The organism is Okeania sp. SIO3B5, assembly GCF_010692555.1.
Taxonomy (GTDB): Bacteria; Cyanobacteriota; Cyanobacteriia; order Cyanobacteriales; family Microcoleaceae; genus Okeania.
In genome coordinates this window covers 15,691-40,243 of record NZ_JAAHHG010000026.1, presented here as the reverse complement: position 1 = coordinate 40,243, position 24,553 = coordinate 15,691, and the positions used below count along the sequence as shown (strand labels likewise).

General features: G+C 38.5%; 21 protein-coding genes and 1 pseudogene. 9 read left to right on the top strand and 13 right to left on the bottom strand.

The genetic code is table 11. From position 1 onward, the window contains the following. Positions 1 to 74: 74 nt before the first annotated feature. Positions 75 to 1,295 carry a DUF1822 family protein gene (locus F6K54_RS06125; RefSeq protein ID WP_293075650.1) on the bottom strand — a complete coding sequence of 407 codons (1,221 nt, stop codon included), beginning with the start codon at positions 1,293 to 1,295 and terminating at the stop codon, positions 75 to 77. An 11-nt stretch (positions 1,296 to 1,306) separates the two neighbouring features. Next, positions 1,307 to 2,785: a hypothetical protein gene (locus F6K54_RS06120; protein WP_293075648.1), complete on the bottom strand. Its 1,479-nt coding sequence runs from the start codon at positions 2,783 to 2,785 to the stop codon at positions 1,307 to 1,309. Between the two features lie 432 nt (positions 2,786 to 3,217). Between F6K54_RS06120 and purL the strand changes: the two genes are divergently transcribed. After that, the gene (gene purL, locus F6K54_RS06115; RefSeq protein ID WP_293075646.1) at positions 3,218 to 5,548 is read left to right on the top strand and encodes a phosphoribosylformylglycinamidine synthase subunit PurL; all 2,331 of its coding nucleotides are present in this window, start codon (positions 3,218 to 3,220) and stop codon (positions 5,546 to 5,548) included. A gap of 490 nt (positions 5,549 to 6,038) precedes the next feature. Here purL and F6K54_RS06110 read toward each other — a convergent pair whose 3' ends face one another. After that, entirely contained in the window at positions 6,039 to 6,893 is an 855-nt protein-coding gene (locus F6K54_RS06110) for a hypothetical protein (RefSeq protein ID WP_293075644.1), read from the bottom strand. A gap of 302 nt (positions 6,894 to 7,195) precedes the next feature. On the opposite strand from F6K54_RS06110, the gene F6K54_RS06105 reads away from it, so the two are divergent. The 6 genes from F6K54_RS06105 to F6K54_RS06085 all read left to right on the top strand — a co-directional run bounded on the left by F6K54_RS06105 (position 7,196) and on the right by F6K54_RS06085 (position 12,498). Further along, positions 7,196 to 7,780 carry a hypothetical protein gene (locus tag F6K54_RS06105; RefSeq protein ID WP_293075642.1) on the top strand — a complete coding sequence of 195 codons (585 nt, stop codon included), beginning with the start codon at positions 7,196 to 7,198 and terminating at the stop codon, positions 7,778 to 7,780. A 42-nt stretch (positions 7,781 to 7,822) separates the two neighbouring features. Continuing rightward, positions 7,823 to 8,068 (top strand): UPF0175 family protein, encoded by a 246-nt coding sequence (locus tag F6K54_RS06100; protein ID WP_293059304.1) that lies wholly within the window; start codon positions 7,823 to 7,825, stop codon positions 8,066 to 8,068. Next, a complete protein-coding gene (locus F6K54_RS06095; RefSeq protein WP_293075640.1) occupies positions 8,065 to 8,556 on the top strand; it encodes a DUF3368 domain-containing protein in 492 nt (163 codons plus the stop codon). Before F6K54_RS06100 ends, F6K54_RS06095 begins: the two co-directional genes overlap by 4 nt. A gap of 513 nt (positions 8,557 to 9,069) precedes the next feature. Continuing rightward, positions 9,070 to 11,787 carry a CHAT domain-containing tetratricopeptide repeat protein gene (locus F6K54_RS06090; RefSeq protein WP_293075638.1) on the top strand — a complete coding sequence of 906 codons (2,718 nt, stop codon included), beginning with the start codon at positions 9,070 to 9,072 and terminating at the stop codon, positions 11,785 to 11,787. A gap of 112 nt (positions 11,788 to 11,899) precedes the next feature. Further along, a complete protein-coding gene (locus F6K54_RS42710; RefSeq protein WP_366558064.1) occupies positions 11,900 to 12,169 on the top strand; it encodes an element excision factor XisH family protein in 270 nt (89 codons plus the stop codon). Further along, positions 12,157 to 12,498: a XisI protein gene (locus F6K54_RS06085; RefSeq protein ID WP_293075636.1), complete on the top strand. Its 342-nt coding sequence runs from the start codon at positions 12,157 to 12,159 to the stop codon at positions 12,496 to 12,498. Before F6K54_RS42710 ends, F6K54_RS06085 begins: the two co-directional genes overlap by 13 nt. 263 nt (positions 12,499 to 12,761) lie before the next feature. Here the strand turns inward: F6K54_RS06085 and ileS are convergent, their stop codons facing one another. From ileS to proX, 10 genes and pseudogenes are all read right to left on the bottom strand, one after another. After that, positions 12,762 to 16,208 (bottom strand): isoleucine--tRNA ligase, encoded by a 3,447-nt coding sequence (gene ileS, locus F6K54_RS06080; protein ID WP_293075634.1) that lies wholly within the window; start codon positions 16,206 to 16,208, stop codon positions 12,762 to 12,764. A gap of 364 nt (positions 16,209 to 16,572) precedes the next feature. Next, positions 16,573 to 17,016, bottom strand: coding sequence for a hypothetical protein (locus F6K54_RS06075; protein ID WP_293075632.1), 444 nt, complete (start codon positions 17,014 to 17,016; stop codon positions 16,573 to 16,575). Then, positions 17,016 to 17,279, bottom strand: a complete 264-nt coding sequence (locus F6K54_RS06070; RefSeq protein ID WP_293075630.1) for a hypothetical protein — start codon at positions 17,277 to 17,279, stop codon at positions 17,016 to 17,018. Before F6K54_RS06070 ends, F6K54_RS06075 begins: the two co-directional genes overlap by 1 nt. After that, entirely contained in the window at positions 17,279 to 17,422 is a 144-nt protein-coding gene (locus F6K54_RS06065; protein ID WP_293075628.1) for a hypothetical protein, read from the bottom strand. The genes F6K54_RS06070 and F6K54_RS06065 overlap by 1 nt, the downstream gene beginning before the upstream one ends. 442 nt (positions 17,423 to 17,864) lie before the next feature. Continuing rightward, the gene (locus tag F6K54_RS06055; protein WP_293075676.1) at positions 17,865 to 18,011 is read right to left on the bottom strand and encodes a hypothetical protein; all 147 of its coding nucleotides are present in this window, start codon (positions 18,009 to 18,011) and stop codon (positions 17,865 to 17,867) included. 238 nt (positions 18,012 to 18,249) lie between these two features. Next, entirely contained in the window at positions 18,250 to 19,095 is an 846-nt protein-coding gene (locus F6K54_RS06050) for a tetratricopeptide repeat protein (protein WP_293075626.1), read from the bottom strand. Between the two features lie 182 nt (positions 19,096 to 19,277). Next, complete coding sequence (locus tag F6K54_RS06045) at positions 19,278 to 19,529, bottom strand: hypothetical protein (protein ID WP_293075624.1); 252 nt, start codon at positions 19,527 to 19,529, stop codon at positions 19,278 to 19,280. 144 nt (positions 19,530 to 19,673) lie between these two features. Further along, positions 19,674 to 20,474: pseudogene (locus F6K54_RS06040) on the bottom strand (RNA-guided endonuclease InsQ/TnpB family protein); the annotation flags it as partial. Between the two features lie 253 nt (positions 20,475 to 20,727). After that, positions 20,728 to 21,978 (bottom strand): iron-containing alcohol dehydrogenase, encoded by a 1,251-nt coding sequence (locus tag F6K54_RS06035; RefSeq protein ID WP_293075622.1) that lies wholly within the window; start codon positions 21,976 to 21,978, stop codon positions 20,728 to 20,730. A 188-nt stretch (positions 21,979 to 22,166) separates the two neighbouring features. After that, positions 22,167 to 23,183: a glycine betaine/L-proline ABC transporter substrate-binding protein ProX gene (proX, locus tag F6K54_RS06030; protein WP_293075621.1), complete on the bottom strand. Its 1,017-nt coding sequence runs from the start codon at positions 23,181 to 23,183 to the stop codon at positions 22,167 to 22,169. A gap of 393 nt (positions 23,184 to 23,576) precedes the next feature. On the opposite strand from proX, the gene F6K54_RS06025 reads away from it, so the two are divergent. Together F6K54_RS06025 and F6K54_RS06020 are read left to right on the top strand one after the other, a co-directional pair. Beyond that, positions 23,577 to 23,987: a hypothetical protein gene (locus tag F6K54_RS06025; protein ID WP_293075619.1), complete on the top strand. Its 411-nt coding sequence runs from the start codon at positions 23,577 to 23,579 to the stop codon at positions 23,985 to 23,987. Beyond that, the gene (locus F6K54_RS06020; protein ID WP_293075617.1) at positions 23,984 to 24,460 is read left to right on the top strand and encodes a hypothetical protein; all 477 of its coding nucleotides are present in this window, start codon (positions 23,984 to 23,986) and stop codon (positions 24,458 to 24,460) included. The genes F6K54_RS06025 and F6K54_RS06020 overlap by 4 nt, the downstream gene beginning before the upstream one ends. The last annotated feature ends 93 nt before the right edge of the window (positions 24,461 to 24,553 follow it).

Sequence of the window (24,553 nt, the reverse complement as noted above, 5' to 3'; positions counted from 1 at the left end):
GATTGGTAGTGAAGCCAATTCTAGCATTGTTTGTAACTGGCAAATAATTACTATTTAGCCAGTTGCTTGCTAGATTAAATTTCAAAGTCCTCAGTAATCTTAACCTCTCCTAGACTTACTTGAATAGTAAAAGATTGGTTTGGTTTGTAGGTTTCACGCGGAAGGGGAAGATACAAGTTGTCCTCTCCACTTTGCACGACATTTTCAGTTTCTCTGCCTTCTTGGGATAGCCAGCTTAACTTAATATTACTCGGTAAACACCCAGCATCACCAACGGGAGAAAGCCGAGGCTCAACAGAGATTTTTTCATCAACTTCTGGAGTGACAAACATAACTAAATCAACTTTTTGAGGGTTTAGACTCGTTCCCAGATCGATTATTTTGTTGCCTCTAATCTCGTTGCGAACTCTCGAATTCCGTGTAGCATAGGCCGACTTTCGTCCTAGATGGTAGCCATTACTTGATATACCATCTCGCCAACCACTCAATTTCTCCCTTTTGCTTGCGTTGGAAGAAGAACTTTGATATTTTCCGCATAACTTAGAGTACAACTGTTGCCGCAAACTCTCCTTAGACATCAATGCCGCCCACTTAGGAAAAGCCACCTCAGAATCATCAACAGTTTCCGAGTTAGTCACTAACAACCTGGGAGAATAACCACGAGGTTTACCCAAAACCTCGGATATGCGATCAAACTCATCGCCAAATAACTTTGGCAGCGCCGGAACTTCTGCCCTTTCTGTTTCTTCAAACTCACGGGCAACCCACATCACCGTTAAATCCTCAATTAATAACTCCCCTGCCACCGAATAGTTCCGCAAAACCGGATCGAATTCTGCCTTCTGTTTCAGAGTCTTATGAGAAATGAAACCCCATACCCTAAACCAGCCTTGCTCCAAATTCACCTGCACTGCCAAATAATAATCTGCCAACCAATCTGGAATATCCACCCACTCTTGAGGCACAGAAAATTCATCTGTATCCATAGCCTCCTGAGGAATTAAAACTAGGCGGGTATTGCCAATAGTCAAAGCACTTCCGTTGACAAATTCCCAAATACTAGGCAAATCCTCAACACTAGGCCAAACATGACACTCTTCCTCAATAGGTGCTTCAGTTTTCAGCCACTTTGTAAAGCGATTTAACACCAAGCGATTAATTAAGGCATGACGACGAGCCACATCATAAGAATAGTCATCATTGTTGGGAGTTTCTGCCTCTATATCTTCTGGGGTGATTTCCAGAAAAACTTGTTCTGGATATATTGCTGTTAAAGTTTCAATTAAACTAGACATTTTTGTTACCTCTATTGATTAATGTTTTCTTGGTAAATATGAATCAAAAACTCGTTAACTAGATCGCTAATTTTGTGAATCAAAGGTTCGCATGATTTCAGAGAAATTTGTAATTCCTTCTCTAGCCATTGTAAAATTCCGTTGACTAAAACTTGAAAAATATTGGCAATTTTTTCTTCTTCAGCAGGAGTAATACTTAACTTTGGAGCATTATATTTCCAAGGTTTCCGCTTTAGATGGAATTTTAGTATTTCTTGGGAGGATGGTTCAAGTTGCTGCCATATTTTTAAAAAAGTTTGGTAAACCTGGGAGTCAAAATCCGTTTTCTTGTTTTTGCGCACCTCATTAACTAACTGAGATATTTCTGCATTCAGTTTTTTTTGAGTGCGCAACTCCTCTGCTTTTTGAGTCATTCCTTGCTTCTGACATTCTTCTACCAGCCACTTTTGATTGCTCTTGTTAATCTGACGACTAACCTTAGATTTGTTTTTGTATTTGTACAGTTCGGCGATTGCATCCATTGAAATGTCAAAAACATGGTATAAAACCAGTAAACCAAGCTCTTTGCTATCTAATTTAGATATGAATTCCTCACTTTCTTGAAAATTGGCAGAATAAGCTTTGTTATAATTGATAGTGGTAGCATCTGCTTCGTAATTGTATATTTCTTCAGAAGTTTGGTCTAGAAATGTTGTTCCTTCACCATTTTTTAAAGGAGCATCCAAGCTAATTATTTGAACAGAATAGTGTACCTTCAACGCCTGAATGCAATTTTTTAAACATTGCTCAATAAAGTCAGCATCAATCCGTGAATTATCCTGTTTTAATTCAGGCGATCGCTTCCGTTGCCGGAGATATGAATCTGCTATTTTTTCCCGCTGCTCTGGTGTTGGTGGGTCGTATTTTTCCCCTTTTGCAGGAGCGTAAACTGTCTTAAAGGATTTCCAAGCTAAGAGATGACTCTCTAATCCGAAATTAGTATAACCAGAAAATTTTAAGGCTTGCTTAAGTTGATTTTCACTGACATTGCGTAGTCTCCAATGTTTTTTACATTTATCTGAACTTTTCCAACTTAACAATTGAAAAACTCGATCCCTGATTTTGTGTTTGATGTCATTATAAAGATAATCAACTGTCCTTTCATTGCTTGCCAAAAGCTTTGCTAACTTAGAAGCGATTATAAATCCTTCTTGAGAGATATCTTCTAAACTTAAAAATCCTAAACGAGATTCATAGTCAGAATAAAAATCTTTAGCTGCTTTAGCCGCAATTTTATATAAATAGGCTTGCAAATGTTTAGCTGGAAGTCCACAACTACAAGTGCGAGACTGTTGAATAAAAATCATCAAAGTTTCTTCCAAGCTCAAACCTGGTTTAGACTCCAGGACTTTTTCTAAATTGCGCTTGAGAGACGCTTCTGGTATCCACCGTAGTTCCCTATTAGCAATAACAGGCAAACGGCAAAACCACCACATTAAATTTTCGTCCATTACCCTCACTCCTCCAATTAGAATTTTCTTATGGGAGTCTCATCATAATGGCCATTGAACTGACAAAAATAGGCCACTAGCATAACGATTACCTCCTCACAATCATAAGTATTGGTTAACTTTTGAAGTTGATTGTATCAATAGCTAAGAATAGGACTCTTCCACAAACCCAGTTCCTGAAAGACTCCCAAGTTTCCTGCCACCCTTACAACAGACGCCACCCTATTTCAAGTTATGGCCTATTAACCCTTCTTTATTCTTAATTGGTGGAATTTTTGACTTTGTTGCAGCGATCGCCAATTTTTTTTTTAGTTATATTTTAGAAACCAAGAAATAGTATAACTAAAAATATAACAACACGAGAATTAATCAGGCAATTCAATGAGATAATAAAACTGCCAAAAACTTAACTCAACTTTCCCATTATAAACTATGTCACAAACTCCCTTTTCCCCAGAAGAAATAGCATCCGAAGGCATCAAACCAGAAGAATATCAAGAAATTCTTAACCGCCTCCATCGCCATCCCAATAAAGCAGAACTGGGAATGTTCGGAGTCATGTGGTCAGAACACTGCTGCTACAAAAATTCCCGCCCTCTGCTCAAACAATTTCCCACCACAGGTAAACGCATCCTCGTTGGACCTGGAGAAAACGCCGGAGTCGTAGACCTAGACAATGGACTCCAACTCGCTTTCAAAATCGAATCCCACAACCATCCATCCGCCGTCGAACCATTTCAAGGTGCTGCAACAGGAGTCGGCGGTATCCTCCGAGACATCTTCACAATGGGCGCTCGTCCCATCGCTGTACTTAACTCCCTACGTTTCGGTTCCCTAGAAGATGCCAAAACTAGACGCATTTTTACTGGAGTAATTTCCGGCATTTCTCACTACGGAAACTGTTTCGGAGTACCTACAGTTGGTGGAGAAATTTACTTTGACCCTGCTTATACGGGCAACCCCTTAGTCAATGTCATGGCATTAGGTTTAATGGAAACTCCCGAAATTGTTAAATCTGGTGCATCTGGTATTGGCAACCCAGTCTTATATGTCGGTTCCACCACGGGTAGAGATGGTATGGGTGGAGCAAGTTTCGCCAGTGCCGAACTCAGCGATAAATCAATTGACGATCGCCCTGCGGTGCAAGTAGGCGACCCATTTTTGGAAAAATGTCTAGTTGAAGCTTGTCTAGAAGCATTCAAAACAGGAGCAGTAGTGGCAGCTCAAGATATGGGTGCTGCTGGCATTACCTGCTCTACTTCAGAAATGGCAGCTAATGGTGGAGTGGGTATTGAATTTGACCTTGACAAAGTGCCAGTGCGAGAAACTGGGATGGTTCCTTATGAATATTTGCTCTCAGAATCTCAAGAACGGATGTTATTTGTTGCTGAGAAAGGTCGCGAACAGGAATTAATTGATATTTTTGAACGTTGGGAACTTCATGCTGTGGTGGCAGGTACAGTTATTGAGGAACCTATTGTGCGAATTTTATTTGAGGGGAAAATAGCAGCAGAAATACCTGCTACTGCTTTGGCAGATAATACTCCTATTTATCAGCGGGAGTTGTTGACTGATGCACCGGAATATGCTAAAAAAGCTTGGTCATGGAATTCAGCATCTTTGCCATCATGTACGGAAACAGGTATTGAAGTGCAGGGAAATTGGCAAACTTGGAATGATATTCTTCTGACTTTATTGGATACTCCTACCATTGCTTCTAAACATTGGGTATATCAGCAATACGACCATCAAGTGCAGAATAATACTGTTATGCTTCCTGGTGGGAGTGATGCTGCTGTCATTCGGTTACGTCCACAAATTTCCACGGACAAACCACCATCAAATTCTGGTGTTGCTGCGACGGTAGACTGCAATTCTCGTTTAGTTTATCTAGATCCATATACGGGGGCAAAAGCGGTAGTAGCGGAAGCTGCTCGAAATCTCAGTTGTGTAGGTGCCGAACCTGTGGCAGTTACGGATAATCTCAATTTTGGTAGTCCCGAAAAACCTGTGGGATATTGGCAACTTGCGGAGAGTTGTCGCGGTATTGCTGAAGGTTGTCGGGAGTTGGGAACTCCTGTTACTGGTGGGAATGTGTCTTTGTATAATGAAACTCTTGATAGTGAGGGTCATCCCCAGGGGATATATCCGACTCCAGTGGTGGGAATGGTGGGTTTAATTCCTGACCTGACTAATATTTGTGGGCAAGGTTGGCAAACTGAGGGAGATATTATCTATTTAATTGGAAATTTAGGAGTTGAGTCTTTAGCTGCTTCGGAATATTTGGCAACTGTTTATGGTGTGGTTGCTGGGAAACCCAGTGAGGTAGATTTTGATTTGGAGCGTCGGGTACAGGGAGTTTGTCGTCATGGTATTCGTGAAGGTTGGGTAAATTCTGCCCATGACTGTGCTGAGGGTGGTTTAGCGATCGCTCTTGCGGAGTGTTGTATTAGTGGGAAGTTGGGAGCTGAGGTTAATTTAGAATTAGCTGAAAAGTCAGATTTTCGATGGGATGAGTTTTTGTTTGGAGAGGGTGGTTGCCGAATTTTGGTTTCTATTGCGCCAGAAAATCAGAAAATTTGGGAGTCATATCTCCAGGAACATTTGACTAATTTTTGGCAAAAAGTTGGTCTGGTTGGTAATGCTGAAAGTACTTTGCAAATTTTAGTTAATGAGGGTGTGTCTTTGATTAATTTAGAGATGGAGGAAATGAGCGATCGTTTTAACAATGCTATTGAAAGGCGGTTGAATAGTAGGGAATAGGGAACAGGGAACAGGGAACAGTAGGAAAAACATTGCCTATTCTAAGATTCATTTTCAGCATAAGTCCTAACCTATCTTTCTATTGCTATAGGTTGTAGGTTTTAGATGAAACAAGTTTACCTACAACCATTTTCGGTAGTTCCGTATAGTAATGGTATATGTAGATGAACAATTCTTAGTCCGGGTAGGATGACCACGAGGGAGCAAGATGCTCCCACTATGGCGTTGCATAAATGCGGGATGATTTCAAAGCCTGATGGGGAGAAAGTTATAGGCAGTTCTACTTCTTTGAGTGAAAAGTCAACTTTTAATCATAAATTACAAAGCCTCCATCCCCGTGTCCCCGTGTCCCCGTGTCCCCGTGTCTCCCCGTCCCCGCGTCCCCCTATCCCCGCGTCCCCGCGTCCCCGCGTCCCCCTATCCCCGCGTCCCCGCGTCCCCGCGTCCCCGCGTCCCCCTGTCTATCGAGAATGAAACAGCTCTGCCACACTTAAGGTGCCGCTTCGGGGCTGAGAATAACAACATATTCCCCGCGATCGCTCTGCTGAATAACGACAACGGGAGGGTGAGCATTTGATGGAGCATTTTTTGGCAAAGAGGGGAATATATAATATTGACCATCTCTATCGATCAGCAGTCGCCAGATAATTTGGAGAGGTTGAGGCTTGGTTTTGTCATTGTAATCTTGTAGTAGTAACTCTTCATATAATTCTAAATCTCCGATAACACGAAAACTGCCAACTTTAGGATCGTCTCCAGTATCGTCAATTTTTCTGCCTAATGGTAGTTTATTTTCTGGTGTTATTAAAGTCACTACTGGAAGAGATGATGTTTCGTTGCGCGAGTCTCGAATAGCATCAACTTTTCCCTGATTTTGACCGAGGACAAATAAGGCTGTTAATAACCAGGTGACTATGACTATTTCATTAATTAAAACCTTGTCATATTTTTGATCGTTAACTGGTTGAAAATTGGGAAATGAAAGGAGGGTACGATTAATTCTATGGTGTTTGGTTTTCAATGTTTTTCGTAACAACCAAGAAATTATTTGATTAATAATATTTGCCAATTCTTGGGTGAAAAATTGAATTATTTTGAAACTAATTATGATGATGATAAAAGTGGCGATCGCTATCTTAATAGTGCGCAAGATAGTAGAAATATCTCCGCTAGATATGTTGCCTAAAAATACCTGTATTGGTACAATTAAAAATGATTCAAAGGGTAAATCGAGAGTAGTTACTTCTAGTTGAAAATAACTAAAATAAGCCCAACGATAAATCCAACCTGTGAAATATAAACCGACTCCTAATACAGTTAATAAACTAGCTATTTTACCAAACATTTTCTATAAATTCTGATTTTTTTATAATTTTATACTAACAACTTTTAACTTTTAACTTTTGACTTTATGCAATGGTGCGTTACTACAGATTGTTAAATGTGCGCTGGCATATTTACAAATTACAAGAATTGTCCAATAGCTAAAAGTCTTATATTATCCGTTTTTTATTCCCCTCTTGGGAGGGGTTAGGGGTGGGTTGCCTTTTGCCTGTTGCCTGCGCACAGCGCTATATCTCCGGAAAATTTCACTAACAGAGTGGTTAAACATATTAGTAGTAACTAATATTTATATCCGGTATAACTATGAAGATAACTCAAATTATAATAATTTTTCTAGTTGCTTGTCTGACAGTAGTGGTAGGAGATATCAGACAAACTATTGCTAACCCTAAACTTATTGTAAAAACTGAATGTAAACCAACGGTACAACCTATTCCTTTTTCCTTCCCTACTAATGCGAGGGTGGTACTAAAAGATGGTGATAGTAGATCGGGTACGGTAATAGATATTAATTCTCAAGATATTACTATTAAAAAAGATCGGATTGTTCCAGAAGCGATCGCTAATATTGTTCGGATTAAGTTTCAAGGAGACATTTGGTGGCCAATTTCTAGTAAGCCTTCTAAGATTCGTGGGGATGAAGTAGACATGAAAGGTAAACCCCGACGTTTTCAGGTACGAATGGATGGCTTGGAATGGGAGGATGCAGAGAAAGGTATTGCAGTTATTAAACATGAAGCTGTGGTTGGGGTAGATGAAACAAAAGGTCTACCTAGAGAGATGAAGAAAGTTGGTAAGAGTCGTTATATTGTCAGTGAAATGGAGTTTGAACTGGAGCAACAAATTTTAATTATTACTGCTGCTTCTCACTCAAGAAAAGATAATTGATATAATTATTAATTGTTAATTATTAGTTATTAATTATTGAACATGAGCATTATTATTTCTGATCAAATTTTGTGCACAACTAGGATGACGGAATCTGAGATGAAACTGGAAATAGCTGTGATGCTTTTCCAAAAAGAAAAACTGACTTTAGGTCAAGCTAGTCGCTTTGCTGACATGAATAGAATTGCTTTTCAGCATTTATTAGCTAGTCGTCAAATTCCGGTTCATTATGATGTAAAAGACTTGGAAAAAGACATTGAAAACTTACAAAAAATGGGCAGATTATGATTGTTGTTAGCGATACTTCAGCTATCAATAACTTAGCCTCTATTAACCAACTGAATTTGTTGCACCAACTATACGGTAATGTGATTATTCCTACAGCAGTTTACAAAGAATTGACAGAAACAACTTTTCCGGTCCCTGGTGCAACTGAAGTTCAAACATATAGTTGGATTTCAATTCGCTCAGTTACTAACCAAGCTATAGTAGAACTTTTGGAAACAGAACTTGACCCTGGTGAACTTGAGGCAATCGCTTTAGCGGTAGAAATGTCAGCAGATCAACTTTTGCTGGACGAGCGTAAAGGTCGGGCAGTAGCAGAGAGACTAAATTTACCGTATACAGGGGTTTTGGGAATTTTAATTGAGGCAAAAAGCCAAAAACTGATTCCTGAAGTCAAACCTTTGTTAGATATGCTCATTCATCAAGCTGGTTTCTGGGTAGCAGAATCTCTGTACGACCAAGTTTTGAAAATTGCTGGGGAATATAGTTAATCAATGTTATAGTTACGCCCCCGTGGCAATCTTCTGCCCAGAAGTTAAATAACGAGATTGCTTCGGCTAACTTAACGCTTTTGTGAACAACATGAGGAGTTTACCAACCGCCTCGCAATGACATTAGAAAGTCGGCGGGTGTCATTGCGAGGGGGAGGGTTAAGAGTTAAGTTTTGTGTTTAATAGTTACGCCCCCGTGGCAATCTTCTGCCCAAAAGTCAAATAACGAGATTGCTTCGGCTAACTTAACGCTTTTGTGAACAACATAAGGAGTTTACCAACCGCCTCGCAATGACATTAGAAAGTCGGCGGGTGTCATTGCGAGGGGGAGGGTTAAGAGTTAAGTTTTGTGTTTAATAGTTACGCCCCCGTGGCAATCTTCTGCCCAGAAGTCAAATAACGAGATTCCTTTCCTGACGGAATGCTCCGCAAACGCTGTCGCTCGCAATGACACGCCGTTTTGTTTGGCGTAAGATATACATATTTGATTATTTATTTGAGGAAAATAAGACAATGAAACGAATTATTATTACCTCTTTAATCGGAATAACAACCCTGACTACAACTCCCCTAATACTGCCACTATTACCACAACGGAGTTACGCTCAAACTTCCAACTCTCAGGCAGAAAAGTTAGAGCAACTACTATTCTTAGCACGGCAACAAACAAGGCAATACCAATCTCAGGAGGCTGTAGAAACGCTTAAACAAGCTTTAGCAATTGCCAGAAAAATCAAAAACCGAGAAAAGGAGGCAGATGCTAACCTTGGGCTTGGTATTAACTATCGTCGTATAGGCAATCCACAAGAAGCATTAAAGTTTTACAACGAAGCTTTGATGATTTTTCGGGAACTGGTCAATCGCTCTGGAGAAGTTGCTGCTCTCAATGGTATTGGTGATATTTACCGTAATATAGGTCAACTTCAAAAAGCATTAGGATACTACCAGCAAGCTTTACCTATCACAAAAGAAGTGGGCGCTCGCACTAGAGAAATTGACGCTCTCAGTGGTATTGGTGAAATTCACCGTAATATAGGTCAAACCCAAAACGCTTTAGAATACTTCCAGCAAGCTTTATCTATCACGAAAGAAGTGGGCGATCGCTCTGGAGAAGCTGATTCTCTTAATAGTATTGGTGTAGTTTATCGCAACATAGGTCAACCCCAAAAGGCTTTAGAATATTACCAACAAGCTTTACGCATAAAGCGGGAAGTGCGCGATATCTCTGGTTTTGCTGCTATTCTACATAATATTGGTGCAGTTTACTACAGTATAAGTCAACGCGGAATGGCATTGGAGTATTACCAGAAAGCCTTACCAATCTGGCAGGAAGTTGGCGATCGCTCTATGGAAGCTATTACTTTCAGTAGCATTGCTGTAGTTTATAGCGATATAGGTCAACCCCAAAAAGCTTTGGAATACTACCAACAAGCTTTACCCATCTTGCAAGAAGTTAGCCATCGTCTAGGAGAAGCTATGACCCTCAATAATATTGGCGATCTTTACCGCAGAATAGATCAACCCCAAAAGGCTTTAGAATACTACCAAAAAGCTTTATCCGTCTCACAAGAATTTGGCTATCGCTCTGGAGAAGCTTTTACTCTGAATAACATTGGTGTAGTTTACCACAGTATAGGTAAACCCCAAAAGGCATTAGAATACTATCATAAAGCTTCACTGATTGGGCAGCAGGTGGGTAATCAAGCTCTTTTGGCTGCTGCTACTCTCAGTAATATTGGTGCAGTTTACCGAGATAACAACCAACCAGAAAAAGCTATAGAAAATTTGGAACAGTCAGTAGAAATTACCCTAAAAGTCCGTGCAGGCTTGAAAAAAGAAAATCGCAAATTTTTTTTAGAAGGTAATAGTAATACAGCGATCGGCCTTGTCGATTTTCTCATTGACCAAAATAAACCTGACGCTGCCTGGCAATGGTATAACCTGGCTACAACTTTCGACCTCGCTGACTACACTCGTCTTATTAATGCCAAAGTCAAAAACTCAGAAGCTCAAACACAGATTAACCAATGGCAACAAAACAATCAACAATTACAATTTCTCTACAGCAAAGTAGAAGATGAATGGAGTCCCCAACTTTCCGAACAAATTAACCAGTTACAAGCAGAAAACAGCCAACTTGCGGAAAAAATTAGCAAGGAATACCCAGAAGTTGCCGAGCTTTTTGAATTCAAACCAGAAGACATCGACAAACTCAAAGCCAATATTGCACCGGATACTGTTGTTATTCAACCTGCTCTTTTAAAAGGTATTACAAATGTTCCCGATAGTATCGTCATATTCCTTGTCACCAGAGACAAACCCGTCTTAGTTAAAAAATTTCCCATAGATACCAAAGAATTTGATAGCATTCTCACCGAATATCGCGCCCAACTAGAAAACCCCAACGCTGACGACTTCGCCGCTAACCAAGAAACACTCTATGACTATCTCATTCGCCCGATGGAAGCAGAAATAGCAGCTTACTCCCCCAAACAAATTGCCATCATCGCCACCGATAAATTGCGTTATATTCCCTTTGAAACCCTATACGATAATCAAGCTAACGAATATTTAATTGAAAAATATCCCATCCACTACCTCACCCGCATCTCTTCCCGCATTAAACAGCAGGAAAACAAGACTCAATCTATGAAAGTATTAGCATTTGGCAATCCCCAACCCACAAAAGTAGACCTCGCTGGTGCAGAGGATGAAGCCAAAATTATCGCGAAACAGTTACCAAACAAACATTACATTCGAGAAGAGGCAACCCTCCCTCGTTTCAAAAACGAATCCCTTGGTTTTCCCTTAGTGCATCTCGCTACCCACGGTTGCTTTCAAACAGATGGTTGCCCTGGTGTGGGTTTAGAGGAAAATACTATTTTGTTTGCCAATGGAAAAACTTTTAATATCAGAGATGCTGCACTTTTAGGATTAGAAAATACAGATTTAATTGTGTTGAGTGCTTGCCAAACTGCCATGAAAGCTGACTCCAATGGTGAAGAAATAGCGGGAGTTGCCTATTTATTTGAGCGTGCGGGTGCCGATGCTGTGATTGCCAGTTTATGGAATGCGGAAGATGAGATGACAAAGGATATTATGGTAAAATTTTATCAGAATTTGCAACAAGGAATGACCAAGGTGGAAGCATTACGTCAGGCAAAGTTAAGTTATAAGGATGAAAGGCCGTTTTATTGGTCGCCTTTGATTTTGATAGGTGATGGGGAGTGAGGGAGTTGCTAGACACAGATTCGGGCACGGATAAACGGATTGATTGTTTGACATCATCTGTGCATCCGTGGCCCCCTAAATCCCCCAAAATTGGGGGACTTTTAAAAGCAAATTGACTCTTGTTCCCCCCAAAGTTGGGGGGCTAGGGGGGCAAAATTCAGTACCAAAAAACTTTTCAGATATCCTCTTAGGACAATACTTAATTTATCAAACATTTCTTTCTGTTACCTACCCCAGTTATAAAGTTTATTTGGCAGTTAGTCACAAAATTTATGAAAAGTTTTTTGCACAAGTGGCAATTGAATTAATTCTCCAAAAATATCAAATTTTACTATTAGTAATTGACATTAAAAAAGAGGAAATTATTAAATGGATAAGCTAATTCATTATCAAAATATCATCAAACAAATCCTAACTAATTATCAAAGAATATCAGCACAAATTCCCGTTCCTGATATAGATGAGGTATTAATGTTTGATGACCAAAGAAGTCAATATCTTTGGTTTAATATTGGCTGGAAAAATGATAGACGAATTCAAGCAATTTCTGTTTATATTCGGATTAAAAATGAGAAGATTTATATTGAAGAAGATTGGACGGAGGAAGGTATTGCTAATGAGTTATTAAAGGAAAATGTACCGAAAGAAGATATTGTTTTAGCTTTCCACGATCCTGAAACTCGTAAGTTAACTGATTTTGCTGTTGTTTAAATTATAGGATTTTATGTAGTCAGCGTAGGTTGGGTTGAACGGTAGTGAAACCCAACAAAACCTTGCTACTGTTGGGTTTATCCTAACGGATAAGCTCCGCTAACGGTTCCTCAACCCAACCTACGTCTAATGCACTCGTAAGTTAACTGATTTTGCTGTTGTTTAAATTATAGGATTTGATTTAGTTTAGATGGTGCGTTACATTTCATTAACGCACCTTACTAATAGCTGAGAGCTGATAGCTGATAGCTGATTGCTTTTTGTTAAAATTCTCCTGCTAAAGCAGCAACACAACGTTCACAAATAGTGGGGTCTTCTGAAGAAACACCGACATGAGTAGAATAATTCCAACAGCGGTCGCATTTCTCACCATCAGCTTTGACTACTCCTACTCCTAAAGAGTCTGAAATAGATTTATATTCAAGATTATTTAAAGCTTCTGGCGACTCCAATAATTCTACCTGAGAAGTAATAAACAGATAACGTAGTTCATCAACTCCATTACCAGCTATTTTGGCTTTCATATTATCAGGTTGCTGAGGTAAAGTTTCTGTTTCTACTACTTGTGCCACTGGGGTAAAATCCACTTTTTTGTGAGTAACATAAACCCCTTCTGGCGAAACTAAAATTGCTGACTGTTTAACTGTATTATCTGTTGATTTTTTCCGTTTTGGTGGTAATAAAACATCTTTGCCAAATATATCTTCTGTAGTCGATTTAATTTTTTCAGACAACTTTTGCCGATTTTTAGCAAATAATAGGTCGCCAGTCACAAAGCGAATTGTGGAGATAATTCCCACTAATTCCATGATTGAACTTACTAAAGGCAGTTGGTGAATTGTTGTTACTACTGTTACTGCTACTCGGATTAACAACAGTAATATAACGATCAAAAATACTACCCCTAAAACTTTTTGATAACCACTAAAAAACTTACTCACAATCTTAGAAAAATCTGCTAAAAAATCTTTAGATTGAGTGAAATTAGCAGTATATTTTTGAGTATTATTAGGAGTAAAATTTTCTGGTTGAGCAGGTTCAGTTTCGATTTGAGCTTCGAGAACTTCTTCTACTTCAACAGTAGGATTAAAAGCTGATATTTTCTCCCGCAAAACAGCATCTTTTACATACAACAATACCTTTGCTTCTAGAGGCGCACCAATGGCTTTTTCTGCCCGTGCTTTTTCCAATACTTTGTTAACTTCAGTGCGAGTTTTTCGTAACTCTTCCCATAATTTAGCCAATTCTGGGTTATGCCATTGTTCCTCCATTTTCACCCACCCAGACTCAAATACAGACTTGTAGGGAGTTGGATAAGGAATATTTTGCCAAATATCTTCTGCCATATGAGGTAAAACAGGAGCGATCGCTTTTGCCAAATTTTCTACAGCTACAGCTAAAACAGTCTGACAACTACGGCGTCTGTAAGCATCAGTGGCGCTGATATAAAGTCTGTCTTTGGCAATATCTAAATAAAAATTAGATAAGTCAACCACACAGAAATTTTGAATTGTTTGGAAAAAGCGGAAATACTGAAACTTCTCAAAACCATCCTTTACTTCGGCAAACACCTCTGTCATCCGGTGCAACATATAACGGTCTAACTCTGGCATTTCCTCATAAGCAACAGCATCTTTTGCCGGATCGAAATCATGGATATTCCCTAACAAAAATCGCGCCGTGTTTCTAATTTTGCGATAAATATCCGCTATTTGCTTGAGAATATTCTTACCCAGGGGTACATCGGAAGAATAGTCTACAGAGGAAACCCACAAACGCAAAATATCTGCACCATAAGCAGGTTCTTGTTTTTGATTTTTACCGCCTTCGATAACTATTGACGGATCTACCACATTTCCCAGAGACTTACTCATCTTCCGACCATTTTCGTCCAACACAAAACCATGAGTCAAAACAGTTTTATATGGTGCAACACCATTTGTAGCAATACTGGTGAGCAAACTTGACTGAAACCAACCGCGATGTTGGTCAGAACCTTCCAAATAGATATCAACTGGATATCTTAACCCATCCCTTTGTTGAGCAACTGCTGCCCAAGACGAACCAGAGTCAAACCACACATCCATCGTATCCGTACCTTTCTGGTACTTGTCAGCATCTGGGCGATATTTTTCTGGTAAAAGTTCCTCCACCGACATTTCCCACCAAGCATCAGAACCTTTTTCCCCAACAATTTTTTGCACATGAGCAATAGTCTCCTCAGTCAACAAAGGTTCCCCAGTCTTTTCCTCATAAAATACAGGAATAGGAACTCCCCAACTCCTTTGTCGAGAAATACACCAGTCAGAGCGATCGCTCACCATAGGAGTAATACGGTTTTCTCCTTGAGCAGGTATCCACTGAACATCAGCGATCGCCTTGAGTGCTTCATTGCGGAAACCTTCTACAGAGGCAAACCATTGTTCCGTTGCTCGGAAAATAGTTGGTTTTTTAGTTCGCCAGTCATAAGGATATTTATGTTCGTAGGGTTCCTCTTTCAGCAGAGAATTAGCATTTTGCAGTGCTTCAATGATGGCAACATTTCCCTCTTTTAATACATTCAACCCGGAAAACTCTCCTGCTTCAGCAGTAAATTTCCCATTGCCATCCACAGGGGACAAAATTGGTAAACTATAACGTTGCCCTACAATATAGTCTTCCTGTCCATGTCCGGGAGCAGTGTGAACTAAACCCGTACCTGAGTCAGTAGTAACATAGTCGCCACCAATAACAATATTACTTTCCCGGTCAAATAGCGGATGTTGGTAAGTACAATTTTCCAAATCTTGACCTTTAACTGTCGCGACAGGAGTTAAGGTTGTACCGAGAGTTGCCGACAAACGTTCCACCGCTTCTGCTGCAACTATAAATAATTTATCTTCTCCCATTGCATAGTCAGCATCGGGTTTAACCACAGCATAGTCGAGGTCTGGGTTAACGCTGACTGCCAAATTACCAGGAATAGTCCAAGGTGTTGTCGTCCAGATAGCAACCCAGAGTTTTTCCAGATAAGGTTTGAGAGATTTTTGAACCGCTTTTGCTAGTTTCGTAATTTTAAAAGCAGCATAGATACTCTGAGATGTGTGACCTTCAGGATATTCCAGTTCAGCTTCTGCAAGAGCAGTTTTGGAACTCGGACTCCAATGCACAGGTTTAAGACCACGATAAATGTAGCCTTTCAAAACCATTTTGCCAAATACCCCAATTTGAGCAGCTTCATATTCTGGAGTCAGAGTCATGTAAGGATGTTCCCAGTCTCCCCAAACTCCATAACGTTTGAACGACTCCCGTTGTTTGTCTACAGTTTCCAAAGCAAAGTCTCTAGCTTTTTGACGTAATTCTATAGGTGTGAGTTTTCCCCTTTCTGCTGATTTAAGATTTTGAATAACTTTTAATTCAATAGGTAAACCGTGGCAGTCCCAACCAGGAACATAACGCACTTTTCGCCCTTGAAGAATTTGATAGCGGTTAATAATATCTTTAAGAATTTTATTCATAGCATGGCCAATATGTAGGTTGCCATTAGCATAAGGTGGGCCATCGTGCAAAGTAAATGTTTCCCCTGGGTTGGTTTGAGAGAGGCGTTCATAAATTTGTTCTTCTGCCCAAAACTTTTGTAGTTCTGGTTCGCGAGTGACTGAGTTTGCCCTCATATTAAATTTGGTTTGGGGCAGGTTTACGGTATCTTTATAGGATTTTGCTTCAACCATTAGATTTTAGATTTTTCTGTTAGTATATTCAGAATTTTAAACTTATTTATTTGTATCATCCATTGTCTAGGGTTTTGGTTGTGTTTAATCTTATCTGCATAACTGCCTATTTGTCTTAGTCTTGTTAAAAGAGTCGATCTATTAACAAAAAAATTTGGTCAACAATTGCAAGAGGCTTTGTTGCATGAAAATATATAGCTGCCGCACTTGCTTGTGCATATGTACTTCATAACGCGCGGAAACTGCTGTAACTATTGGACAATAGATCAATAAAACATCAATGTTTGAGGTGAAAAAGACTGAAACTTTTACCTGTAAAAGCTTTGAGGTTTAATCAGCAGAGCAATAACTATTGGACAATAGATCAATAGAACATCAAGCCATTGCCAAAGATAGCGATCGCTTTGGAGGCAGAGCAATAACTATTGGACAATAGTAAATAGAACATCAAGCCATTGCCAAAGATAGCGATCGCTTTGGAGGCAGAGCAATAACTATTGGACAATAGTAAATAGAACATCAAGCCATTGCCAAAGATAGCGATCGCTTTGGAGGCAGAGTAATAACTATTGGACAATAGTAAATAGAACATCAAGCCATTGCCAAAGATAGCGATCGCTTTGGAGGCAGAGCAATAACTATTGGACAATAGTAAATAGAACATCAAGCCATTGCCAAAGATAGCGATCGCTTTGGAGGCAGAGTAATAACTATTGGACAATAGTAAATAGAACATCAAGCCATTGCCAAAGATAGCGATCGCTTTGGAGGCAGAGCAATAACTATTGGACAATAGTAAATAGAACATCAAGCCATTGCAGAGTAATAACTATTGGACAATAGTAAATAGAACATCAAGCCATTGCCAAAGATAGCGATCGCTTTGGAGGCAGAGTAATAACTATTGGACAATAGTAAATAGAACATCAAGCCATTGCCAAAGATAGCGATCGCTTTGGAGGCAGAGCAATAACTATTGGACAATAGTAAATAGAACATCAAGCCATTGCCAAAGATAGCGATCGCCTTCTCAGCAGAGTAATAACTATTGGACAATAGATAAATGAACATCAATAATTGCCAAAGATAGCGATCGCTTTGGAGGCAAAGCAATAACTATTGGACAATAGTAAATAGAACATCAAGCCATTGCCAAAGATAGCGATCGCTTTGGAGGCAGAGCAATAACTATTGGACAATAGTAAATAGAACATCAATAATTACCAAAGATAGCGATATAGGTGCGGAATGGATGTTAAGACCCCTACTTTCATGCAACAAAGACATTGCAAGATACAAAATTTGAAAATCATACCTGTGCTTCAGAAACACTTTCTTTTCTTTTTTTCAAAGGAGTTTTGATAATTTTCCCTTTCCATTCTTTCTCGAATTGCTCTCGTTTTTCCAACCAGTCAGCGAATATTAATTCCGGATCGTAATTAAAAGCTTTGGCGTGTTCTTCTCGAATTTGGTAAATTTATTCTAAATTTTCATCAGGTAACATCGTAGTTTTTTCAAGTAATTGATAGGGTGTACAAAGTATTGGTAATTAATAGCCAAAGTTAGTGCTAATTTCAGATAATTTTCTCTGAATATTAGCATTAGCAATATGGCGACAATTCCATGTTAAAAGATAGTCTAAACTATAGACAGTTGCTAGGGCAATACACAATGTATCATTACTAGCTTTAGGTATTGTGGAACAGGCATCCTGCCTGTTTCTGTTTCTGTTCCTGCTTCTGTTCCTGATATTTTCGGACGGGCAGGATGCCCATCCCACTTAATCTTAATCTTAATATTCATTCCTTAATACGGAATGGATGCTCTATCGCTTTTCATGCAACAATATTTTCACCTAAACAGGCAGGATGCCTGTTCCACATTTTATTCATTTATTGTGTTAATAATCTAGGAATGTTGCATGGAACTTCCCTACTTTATTTAAAAATTATACCTGCTCTTCATAAACGCCTTCTTTTCTTTTTTTCAAATTGGTAAAAACCTCTGGAAATTAATGATTAATTATCCATTATTAATAATATCATTGTAATTGTCTTAGTTGATGTACAGACTTTTGAAACCACTCTTGATTTCCTTGGGTACTGAATAATGCGGCAGCGTCTCTAAAGTCCGATCTAGCTTTTTCAATATTTCTGTTATGCTTGTGAATCATACCCCTGCTAAAGTAAGTTTCAGGATCTCTGTTATAAAATCGAATAGCTTGGTTATAGTCAGCGAGCGCCTTTTCATTTTCTCCTTGATTGCGGTAAACATTTCCCCTATTCTTATAAGCTTGGTATAACTTTGGATTAAGTCGAATAGCTTGGTTATAGTCAGACTGAAAACCCTGCCTCCTCTCATCTCCCGGCCAACCTGTGACATAAACTTGACTATTATTCCTTAACTGACTCACATCCCCCAACTCCACTACCTCATAATCATTAACACTAGCAAACTTCACGACAGCCAAGTCTTCATCTTCCTTTGGATAACGCTTGACATATTTTACTGGAGATTCTTCACCTCTTTCGGAGGGTTTTTCACTGCGAATATAAGCAAAAACTCCATCATCACGATTGGCAATATGATTAGCAGTTAGCACATAATAAGTATTCTCTTTTTTCCCAATAATTACTCCCGAACCTATAGAAATATATTGTTTACCTCCAACCAAAGTACTCTCAAGGACAATCTCAACCACGGTTTGTTTGGCAAATCTATTTATAGCAAAAGGACTCAAAGAAGTATTGTCTTTTTGAGCAGTAAAAATTGGATTTCCTCTGGCAGTTTTGGTAGATAAATCTGTATTTATTTCTGGTTCGGGTTTAGTGTAACTAACCAGAAAAATTGTCATTAATCCAATTGTTAATTTAGTAATATTTTTCATTATAATTGTTTAGTTATTTCAAGATTTTAATATGGTTTTGACAGAATGCTCTGCAAATATTCCTGGGAATAACAAGTTAGGTGTTATTGTGAGGGAGGAAGGAGGTTGCATACCACATCCCTACTCTCCTATTCCCCCGCTCAAGAAATCTGGATAGTAAACATAAATCAATCTTCCGAATCTCAAACTATACCGGAATCACCCAACATAGAGGTAGCAACATCTTCCATTATTTCAGGAACTGGTTCGATCGCTACAGGAGATGGAGTAGGTTCAGGAATAGCTGGTTCGGGAACGGCAAAATCATCTATTAGCGGAAGTGGACGGGGAAAACCAAAATCTGGTTCTGTAACAACAAAATCATTGATATCTAAATTCGGAGTATTCTGTAAGATGGCAAATATACCTCCTCTTTCTGGAGGTGCAAAAATCAATTCCCGTTCTACTAAACTTACCCAAACTTACCCATGAATGATTGCATGAGCTTTGGAGCTAGCTTCCTGTTTCACAGAAGACCACTGACCGCAGTCTGTAACTTATCTTCTCCACAGGCTTGAAATCGCTTGGAACTCAAGCTACTAATACACATAGTTGGCCAAATTGACAGCAGCGTTAAAGTCTCTGTCAGCTTTAAATCCACAGTTAGCACATTCATAAGTTCTCACATTTAACGGCATTTTCTGTTGATGCCCACAATTAGAACATAGTTGAGAACTTGGATAAAATCTATCTGCTATCACTAATACACTGTCATACCACTCACACTTATATGTAAGCTGACGTTTGAACTCATAAAAACCACAGTCCGCTATCGCACTTGCTAGCTTGTGGTTTTTGAGCATTCCACTTATATTCAAATCTTCTATCACAATGGTGCTGTGGTTTTTAGCTAACCATGTTGTTAGTTTATGTAGTGCATCTGCTCTGATATCAGCTACTTTTTTATGAGCTTTGGCTAGTCTTTTTACAGCTTTAGCTCTGTTTTTGGAGCCAATCTTCTTTTTGCTGACACGCCGTTGATAACCAGTTAGTCGTTTTTTGGCTTGCTTATACGCTTTAACATTAGAAAATATTCTTCCATCGCTACATGTTGCTAGAGCATTTATACCAACATCTACACCGATAATATCTCCTTCCTTTGGGGTAGGGTTTGGTTGATAATCATACTTAAAACTAATGTGCCAATCACCTGCACGTTTGGAGATTCTCACGTTTTTTACTCTGCAATTCGGTAATATTTCGTATGTTTTTACTATTCCTATCCTTGGTAGTTTTATATAGTTGCCTTGAATAATTTTAATACTTCCTTCTAAATAGAAACTGTCTTTTTTCCCTTTTTTCTTAAACTTAGGGAATCCACATTTGGGAATAGTTAAAAAACTGACTTTAAGGGTAAGGGAGGCAACTTTTGTAGTAAGACTATTAATAAAGCTTTTATCCTAAACTAAAAGCAATAGCTGTTAACGCAGTTCCTCCGGAGGAGGCTAGCTGATAACGCAGTTCCGACCATAGGAGGCTGGCTGACGGCTGTTTGCGCAGCATTCCGGAGGAAATGCTTACAAATTTTGTACCTCATAAGTATGAGAATTGCTATGATTTTGTGTAGATGCTTATAATTTTTCTGACTACTTATTAATATAGTACCTTTGCGTAAGTCTTGTTTGAGTTAAGGAGATTATCAAGGCATTGACACAATATTGCCTCAATATCCTTAGTGGACATAAACTTTGGTACGGCGTAGCTGGAAATGGCTTCCTCGTAGGCTGTACCAGCAATACGCGAAATGTCTTCTTTCTGTAGCTCATGAACTACACTCGGAATATTCAAACGAGCATTCAACTTTTCAATAGAGTCAATAAAGGCAGCAGCGCGTTCTTCATTTGTCATATCTGACATACCAATGTTTAATTCTTTCGCTAACTCTGCAAGTTGGTTTGTGATGTTAGGTAAAGATGCTTTCAGCACTTTGGGAAGAAGAATAGCATTACCCAAACCGTGGGATACACCATAAATTCCACCCAATTGATGAGATATCGCATGAACATATCCCAAGGAAGCGTTAGTAAATGCAATACCTGCTTGATGAGATGCTAATGCCATCGCCTCTCTTGCCTGAAAATTTTTTCCGTCTTCAAAAGCGACAGGTAGACTTTCAAAGATGCGTTTTATGGCCTCAAGGGCATATCGATCCGTTTTCCTGCTTGCGTTTCTGCTAAGATAAGCTTCAACCGCGTGTGTTAGGGCATCCATTCCCGTCATTGCTGTTATTGCAGGTGGCATAGTAGCCAAGAGTACCGGATCGAGGGCAGCCGCTTTTGGCACTAAATTAGGATCGATCACAAATCGTTTCCTATGGCTTTCCTTTTCTGAGACAACGGAAGCGATGGTGACTTCTGAACCTGTTCCCGATGTTGTTGGGATAGCATAAAAAGGCAGCGGTTTTTGCTTTCCCTTCATTATGCCAACTAATTTCTCAGGGGAATTGCCATTCGTGGCAGCCATGGCAACTACTTTTGCCGCATCGACGACAGAGCCACCACCAACCGCAAGTACTGCATCAAATTGATTGGATAAGCCATGCTCCAGAGCTTTGCTAACATCTGCAAAAGTAGGATCTGGGTTAATGTCATCAAACACGAAAACCGAAACGCCATCATTTTTTAGCTGCTCTATAACTGAATCAAGCTGTCCTCTTCGCTTAATGCCGGATGTTGTCATAATCAGCAGTTTCTTATACTCTGCCTGCGATATTTTTTCGGCTAATGTGAGCGATGCTTGTTCGCCTGTAAAAAGCTCTGGTTCGTAGATTTTGATGAACTTACCGAGTATTTTGAAAGAAAACATCAATGAACGGTTTTTAAGAAAATCGATAGGTTTAAACATTTTTTACCTCATTTGATAATTTAATATTTGGCATGGTGCTTGTTTAGCCCAGTTAATCACTGTGTTGTGGCAGACTTGTGAAATATTCGATTCATCTCCTTTGCTGATATTCTTACTTTATGTCATTCTATTACTTAATTTAATATCTGAATTCTAAATTCTACATTCTAAATTCTACATTCTAAATTCTACATTCTACTTGCCTTTTTTGCTTCTTCTAACCAACTATCAAACAACTCTTGATTATTTTCAACCCACTCTTTGGCATGGCGACGGATATCCTCTGGAGAATCTTCACCCTCTTTTATATATAGACTTTCAACATTCATATCCTCAGCAGGAATTTGAACCAGTTCCAACCAACGTTTGGCAACTGGGTTAGCTGCTAAGAACTCTTTGTTAGCAAAAATTCGTAGGCGATCGACAGCAAACCCAAGATTTTTACCTTCTGTAGTGGTGTCTTTTGCTGTTATATTTTTCTGGGATTCTGGAAGAGAGGTAAAGGGAACTTCCAACCAAATTATATCTTTATCTGGTTTTAAGATTGTAGACACCCAGTGAGGATTATAAGCATAGTAGAGAACGCTTTTTCCTTGCTGGTAGCGAGTAATAACATCTGCAAGCAAAATAATGTATTGTCCTCTATTGTGTTCAACTGTATCTTCTAGTCCATAAGCTTTGATCTGATGATCGATTATTCGTTCGCAAAACCAACCAGGATTACAACCAATTAAATTAGCTTTACCATTACCATCTGAATCAAATAGTTGAGCAATTTTCGGGTCTTTCAGTTGTCCAAGATTAGTAATTTTATATTTATCGGCAGTTTTTTTATCGATTTGATAACCTTGTATCACATTAGGGGTTAGAACTCCAACTCGCTCTAACTTTTTTTCACCCCCAGCATTATTAAAATATTCTTGGTGTGCTTTTTCACCACTGATCGTACTATAATCTAGGTCCCCATTAGCAACAGACAAATAAATAGCAGGGTAGTCAATTTCTATGGTTTTTTCAATCTGATAACCAAGTTTTTCAAGACCAATATTCACAATCTCGGTTTGGAAATGTTCTTCAACCCAATTACTATGGGCAGCACGAACTTTAGTTTTTTTAACAGACGAATTTGATTGACAGCCAATTAAACCTATGAACAAAATTGTTAAAGTTATTCCTAAAGTAAGCTGTCTTAATTGTTGTTTCATTAAACAGTTCTTATAAGCCTTACAATAAAGATTATTTAGCTTGACTATATCCTCAAATACTTGATTATCCAAAAACTTTATAAAAGCTTAAGTATTCTATATTTTTATAGGCAAAAATTATGCACTAAATTACAATCTAATACTAGAGCGTTAATCAAACAAATGAAAATTATTTGTGAGCAATAATTCACAGGTGATCGCTAATTATTTTGAGATATGAAAAAATATTATGGAACTGAGTTTAGAAATATGAAGCCAGAGGAATTTACAGCAAATATTTTTCTCAATGGTATAATGTTATAGGTAAGCCTTAAAATAGTTAACCATTGGTGCTATGAAATTAATATTTTTCCAATCTTATTCTTACTTAGCATTGTCTCTATTATCAGGATTATGAGTTCAAACCTTCTGTGGATATTTGTTAAAATAGTTTTACCTTTAATGCCTATAGTAATTAATTTTATTTTTATTAAGATAATGGGCAGTGATAAGAAGTGGTATCAAATTCTAACAGGTGGCGAGTTATTCATTTTTTCTACTACAATCTCTGCTTCTGCTATTGGGGTTACTTTTTTTCAAGGTAGTTTGGATAATTCTTTAGGGAATTTAATATTTTGTATTCTTCTTTTAACGCTCATATTTTCTACTTCTTTGTTTGGTTTCGGTAGATTCATAAAACTTGACGAAAACAAAATAGGCAACATAGAAAATGAAGAATTATATGCTATTTCTTCAATTGCTTGTGCAATAGCAGCAATTTTTTGTAGTTACTACATCAATTTTTTATCAGGTACAATAAAGTGAATAATTCAACAATTCAAGGATTGACAAAACAAGAAGAAACTCTATTTTGGGATTTAATTAATAAAATATTAGCTCAAAAATTATTACCAGAAGCATCGGTTAATTCTACAGAAAAACAATTCCAATTAAATTTTAAGGTCGATGAAAATGGCTCAATAGATGTAGATTCTATCCAGTTGAAATTGGCGCAAATTAAGCGTCCTTTTCTATTTATACGTATTGTTTTGTCTGTAATTTCTTTAGCATCACTTACTTTAGGGTTCGCAGCTATCCCTGGAATAATAATCTGGCTCTTAACAAATCCTGGTAAATTTAGAATATTTGCTTTAACAGGATGGGTGTTAATATGTTTTTTTCTTGGAGAGAGATCTTTTTTTGGTAAGTTTGATTGGAAGTGGCTTGCATATATATCTACTGCTTATTTTATCACCATACTATTAGTAACTTTACTAGGGAAGCTTTTGTCTTTCTGAGCTAGATACAAGAAAATTTGTAACTGAAATATTAGTAGATTGTCGCGATCGCGTTATTAGAAGAGAGTGTTATCTGAACAATAATAAACCTGT

Bases quoted from the DNA above. Each gene is read 5' to 3' on its own strand.
- F6K54_RS06075 (WP_293075632.1), bottom strand. From the start codon at position 17,016: ATGTTCTATTTACTATTGTCCAATAGTTATTGCTCTGCCTCCAAAGCG.
- F6K54_RS06095 (WP_293075640.1), top strand. From the start codon at position 8,065: ATGATTGTTGTTAGCGATACTTCAGCTATCAATAACTTAGCCTCTATT.
- F6K54_RS06085 (WP_293075636.1), top strand. From the start codon at position 12,157: ATGGATAAGCTAATTCATTATCAAAATATCATCAAACAAATCCTAACT.
- F6K54_RS06070 (WP_293075630.1), bottom strand. From the start codon at position 17,279: ATGTTCATTTATCTATTGTCCAATAGTTATTACTCTGCTGAGAAGGCG.
- F6K54_RS06090 (WP_293075638.1), top strand. From the start codon at position 9,070: ATGAAACGAATTATTATTACCTCTTTAATCGGAATAACAACCCTGACT.
- proX (WP_293075621.1), bottom strand. From the start codon at position 23,183: ATGAAACAACAATTAAGACAGCTTACTTTAGGAATAACTTTAACAATT.
- F6K54_RS06035 (WP_293075622.1), bottom strand. From the start codon at position 21,978: ATGTTTAAACCTATCGATTTTCTTAAAAACCGTTCATTGATGTTTTCT.
- ileS (WP_293075634.1), bottom strand. From the start codon at position 16,208: ATGGTTGAAGCAAAATCCTATAAAGATACCGTAAACCTGCCCCAAACC.
- F6K54_RS06110 (WP_293075644.1), bottom strand. From the start codon at position 6,893: ATGTTTGGTAAAATAGCTAGTTTATTAACTGTATTAGGAGTCGGTTTA.
- F6K54_RS06050 (WP_293075626.1), bottom strand. From the start codon at position 19,095: ATGAAAAATATTACTAAATTAACAATTGGATTAATGACAATTTTTCTG.
- F6K54_RS06065 (WP_293075628.1), bottom strand. From the start codon at position 17,422: ATGTTCTATTTACTATTGTCCAATAGTTATTGCTCTGCCTCCAAAGCG.
- F6K54_RS06055 (WP_293075676.1), bottom strand. From the start codon at position 18,011: ATGAATATTAAGATTAAGATTAAGTGGGATGGGCATCCTGCCCGTCCG.
- F6K54_RS06100 (WP_293059304.1), top strand. From the start codon at position 7,823: ATGAGCATTATTATTTCTGATCAAATTTTGTGCACAACTAGGATGACG.
- F6K54_RS06125 (WP_293075650.1), bottom strand. From the start codon at position 1,295: ATGTCTAGTTTAATTGAAACTTTAACAGCAATATATCCAGAACAAGTT.
- purL (WP_293075646.1), top strand. From the start codon at position 3,218: ATGTCACAAACTCCCTTTTCCCCAGAAGAAATAGCATCCGAAGGCATC.
- F6K54_RS06120 (WP_293075648.1), bottom strand. From the start codon at position 2,785: ATGGACGAAAATTTAATGTGGTGGTTTTGCCGTTTGCCTGTTATTGCT.
- F6K54_RS06025 (WP_293075619.1), top strand. From the start codon at position 23,577: ATGAGTTCAAACCTTCTGTGGATATTTGTTAAAATAGTTTTACCTTTA.
- F6K54_RS06105 (WP_293075642.1), top strand. From the start codon at position 7,196: ATGAAGATAACTCAAATTATAATAATTTTTCTAGTTGCTTGTCTGACA.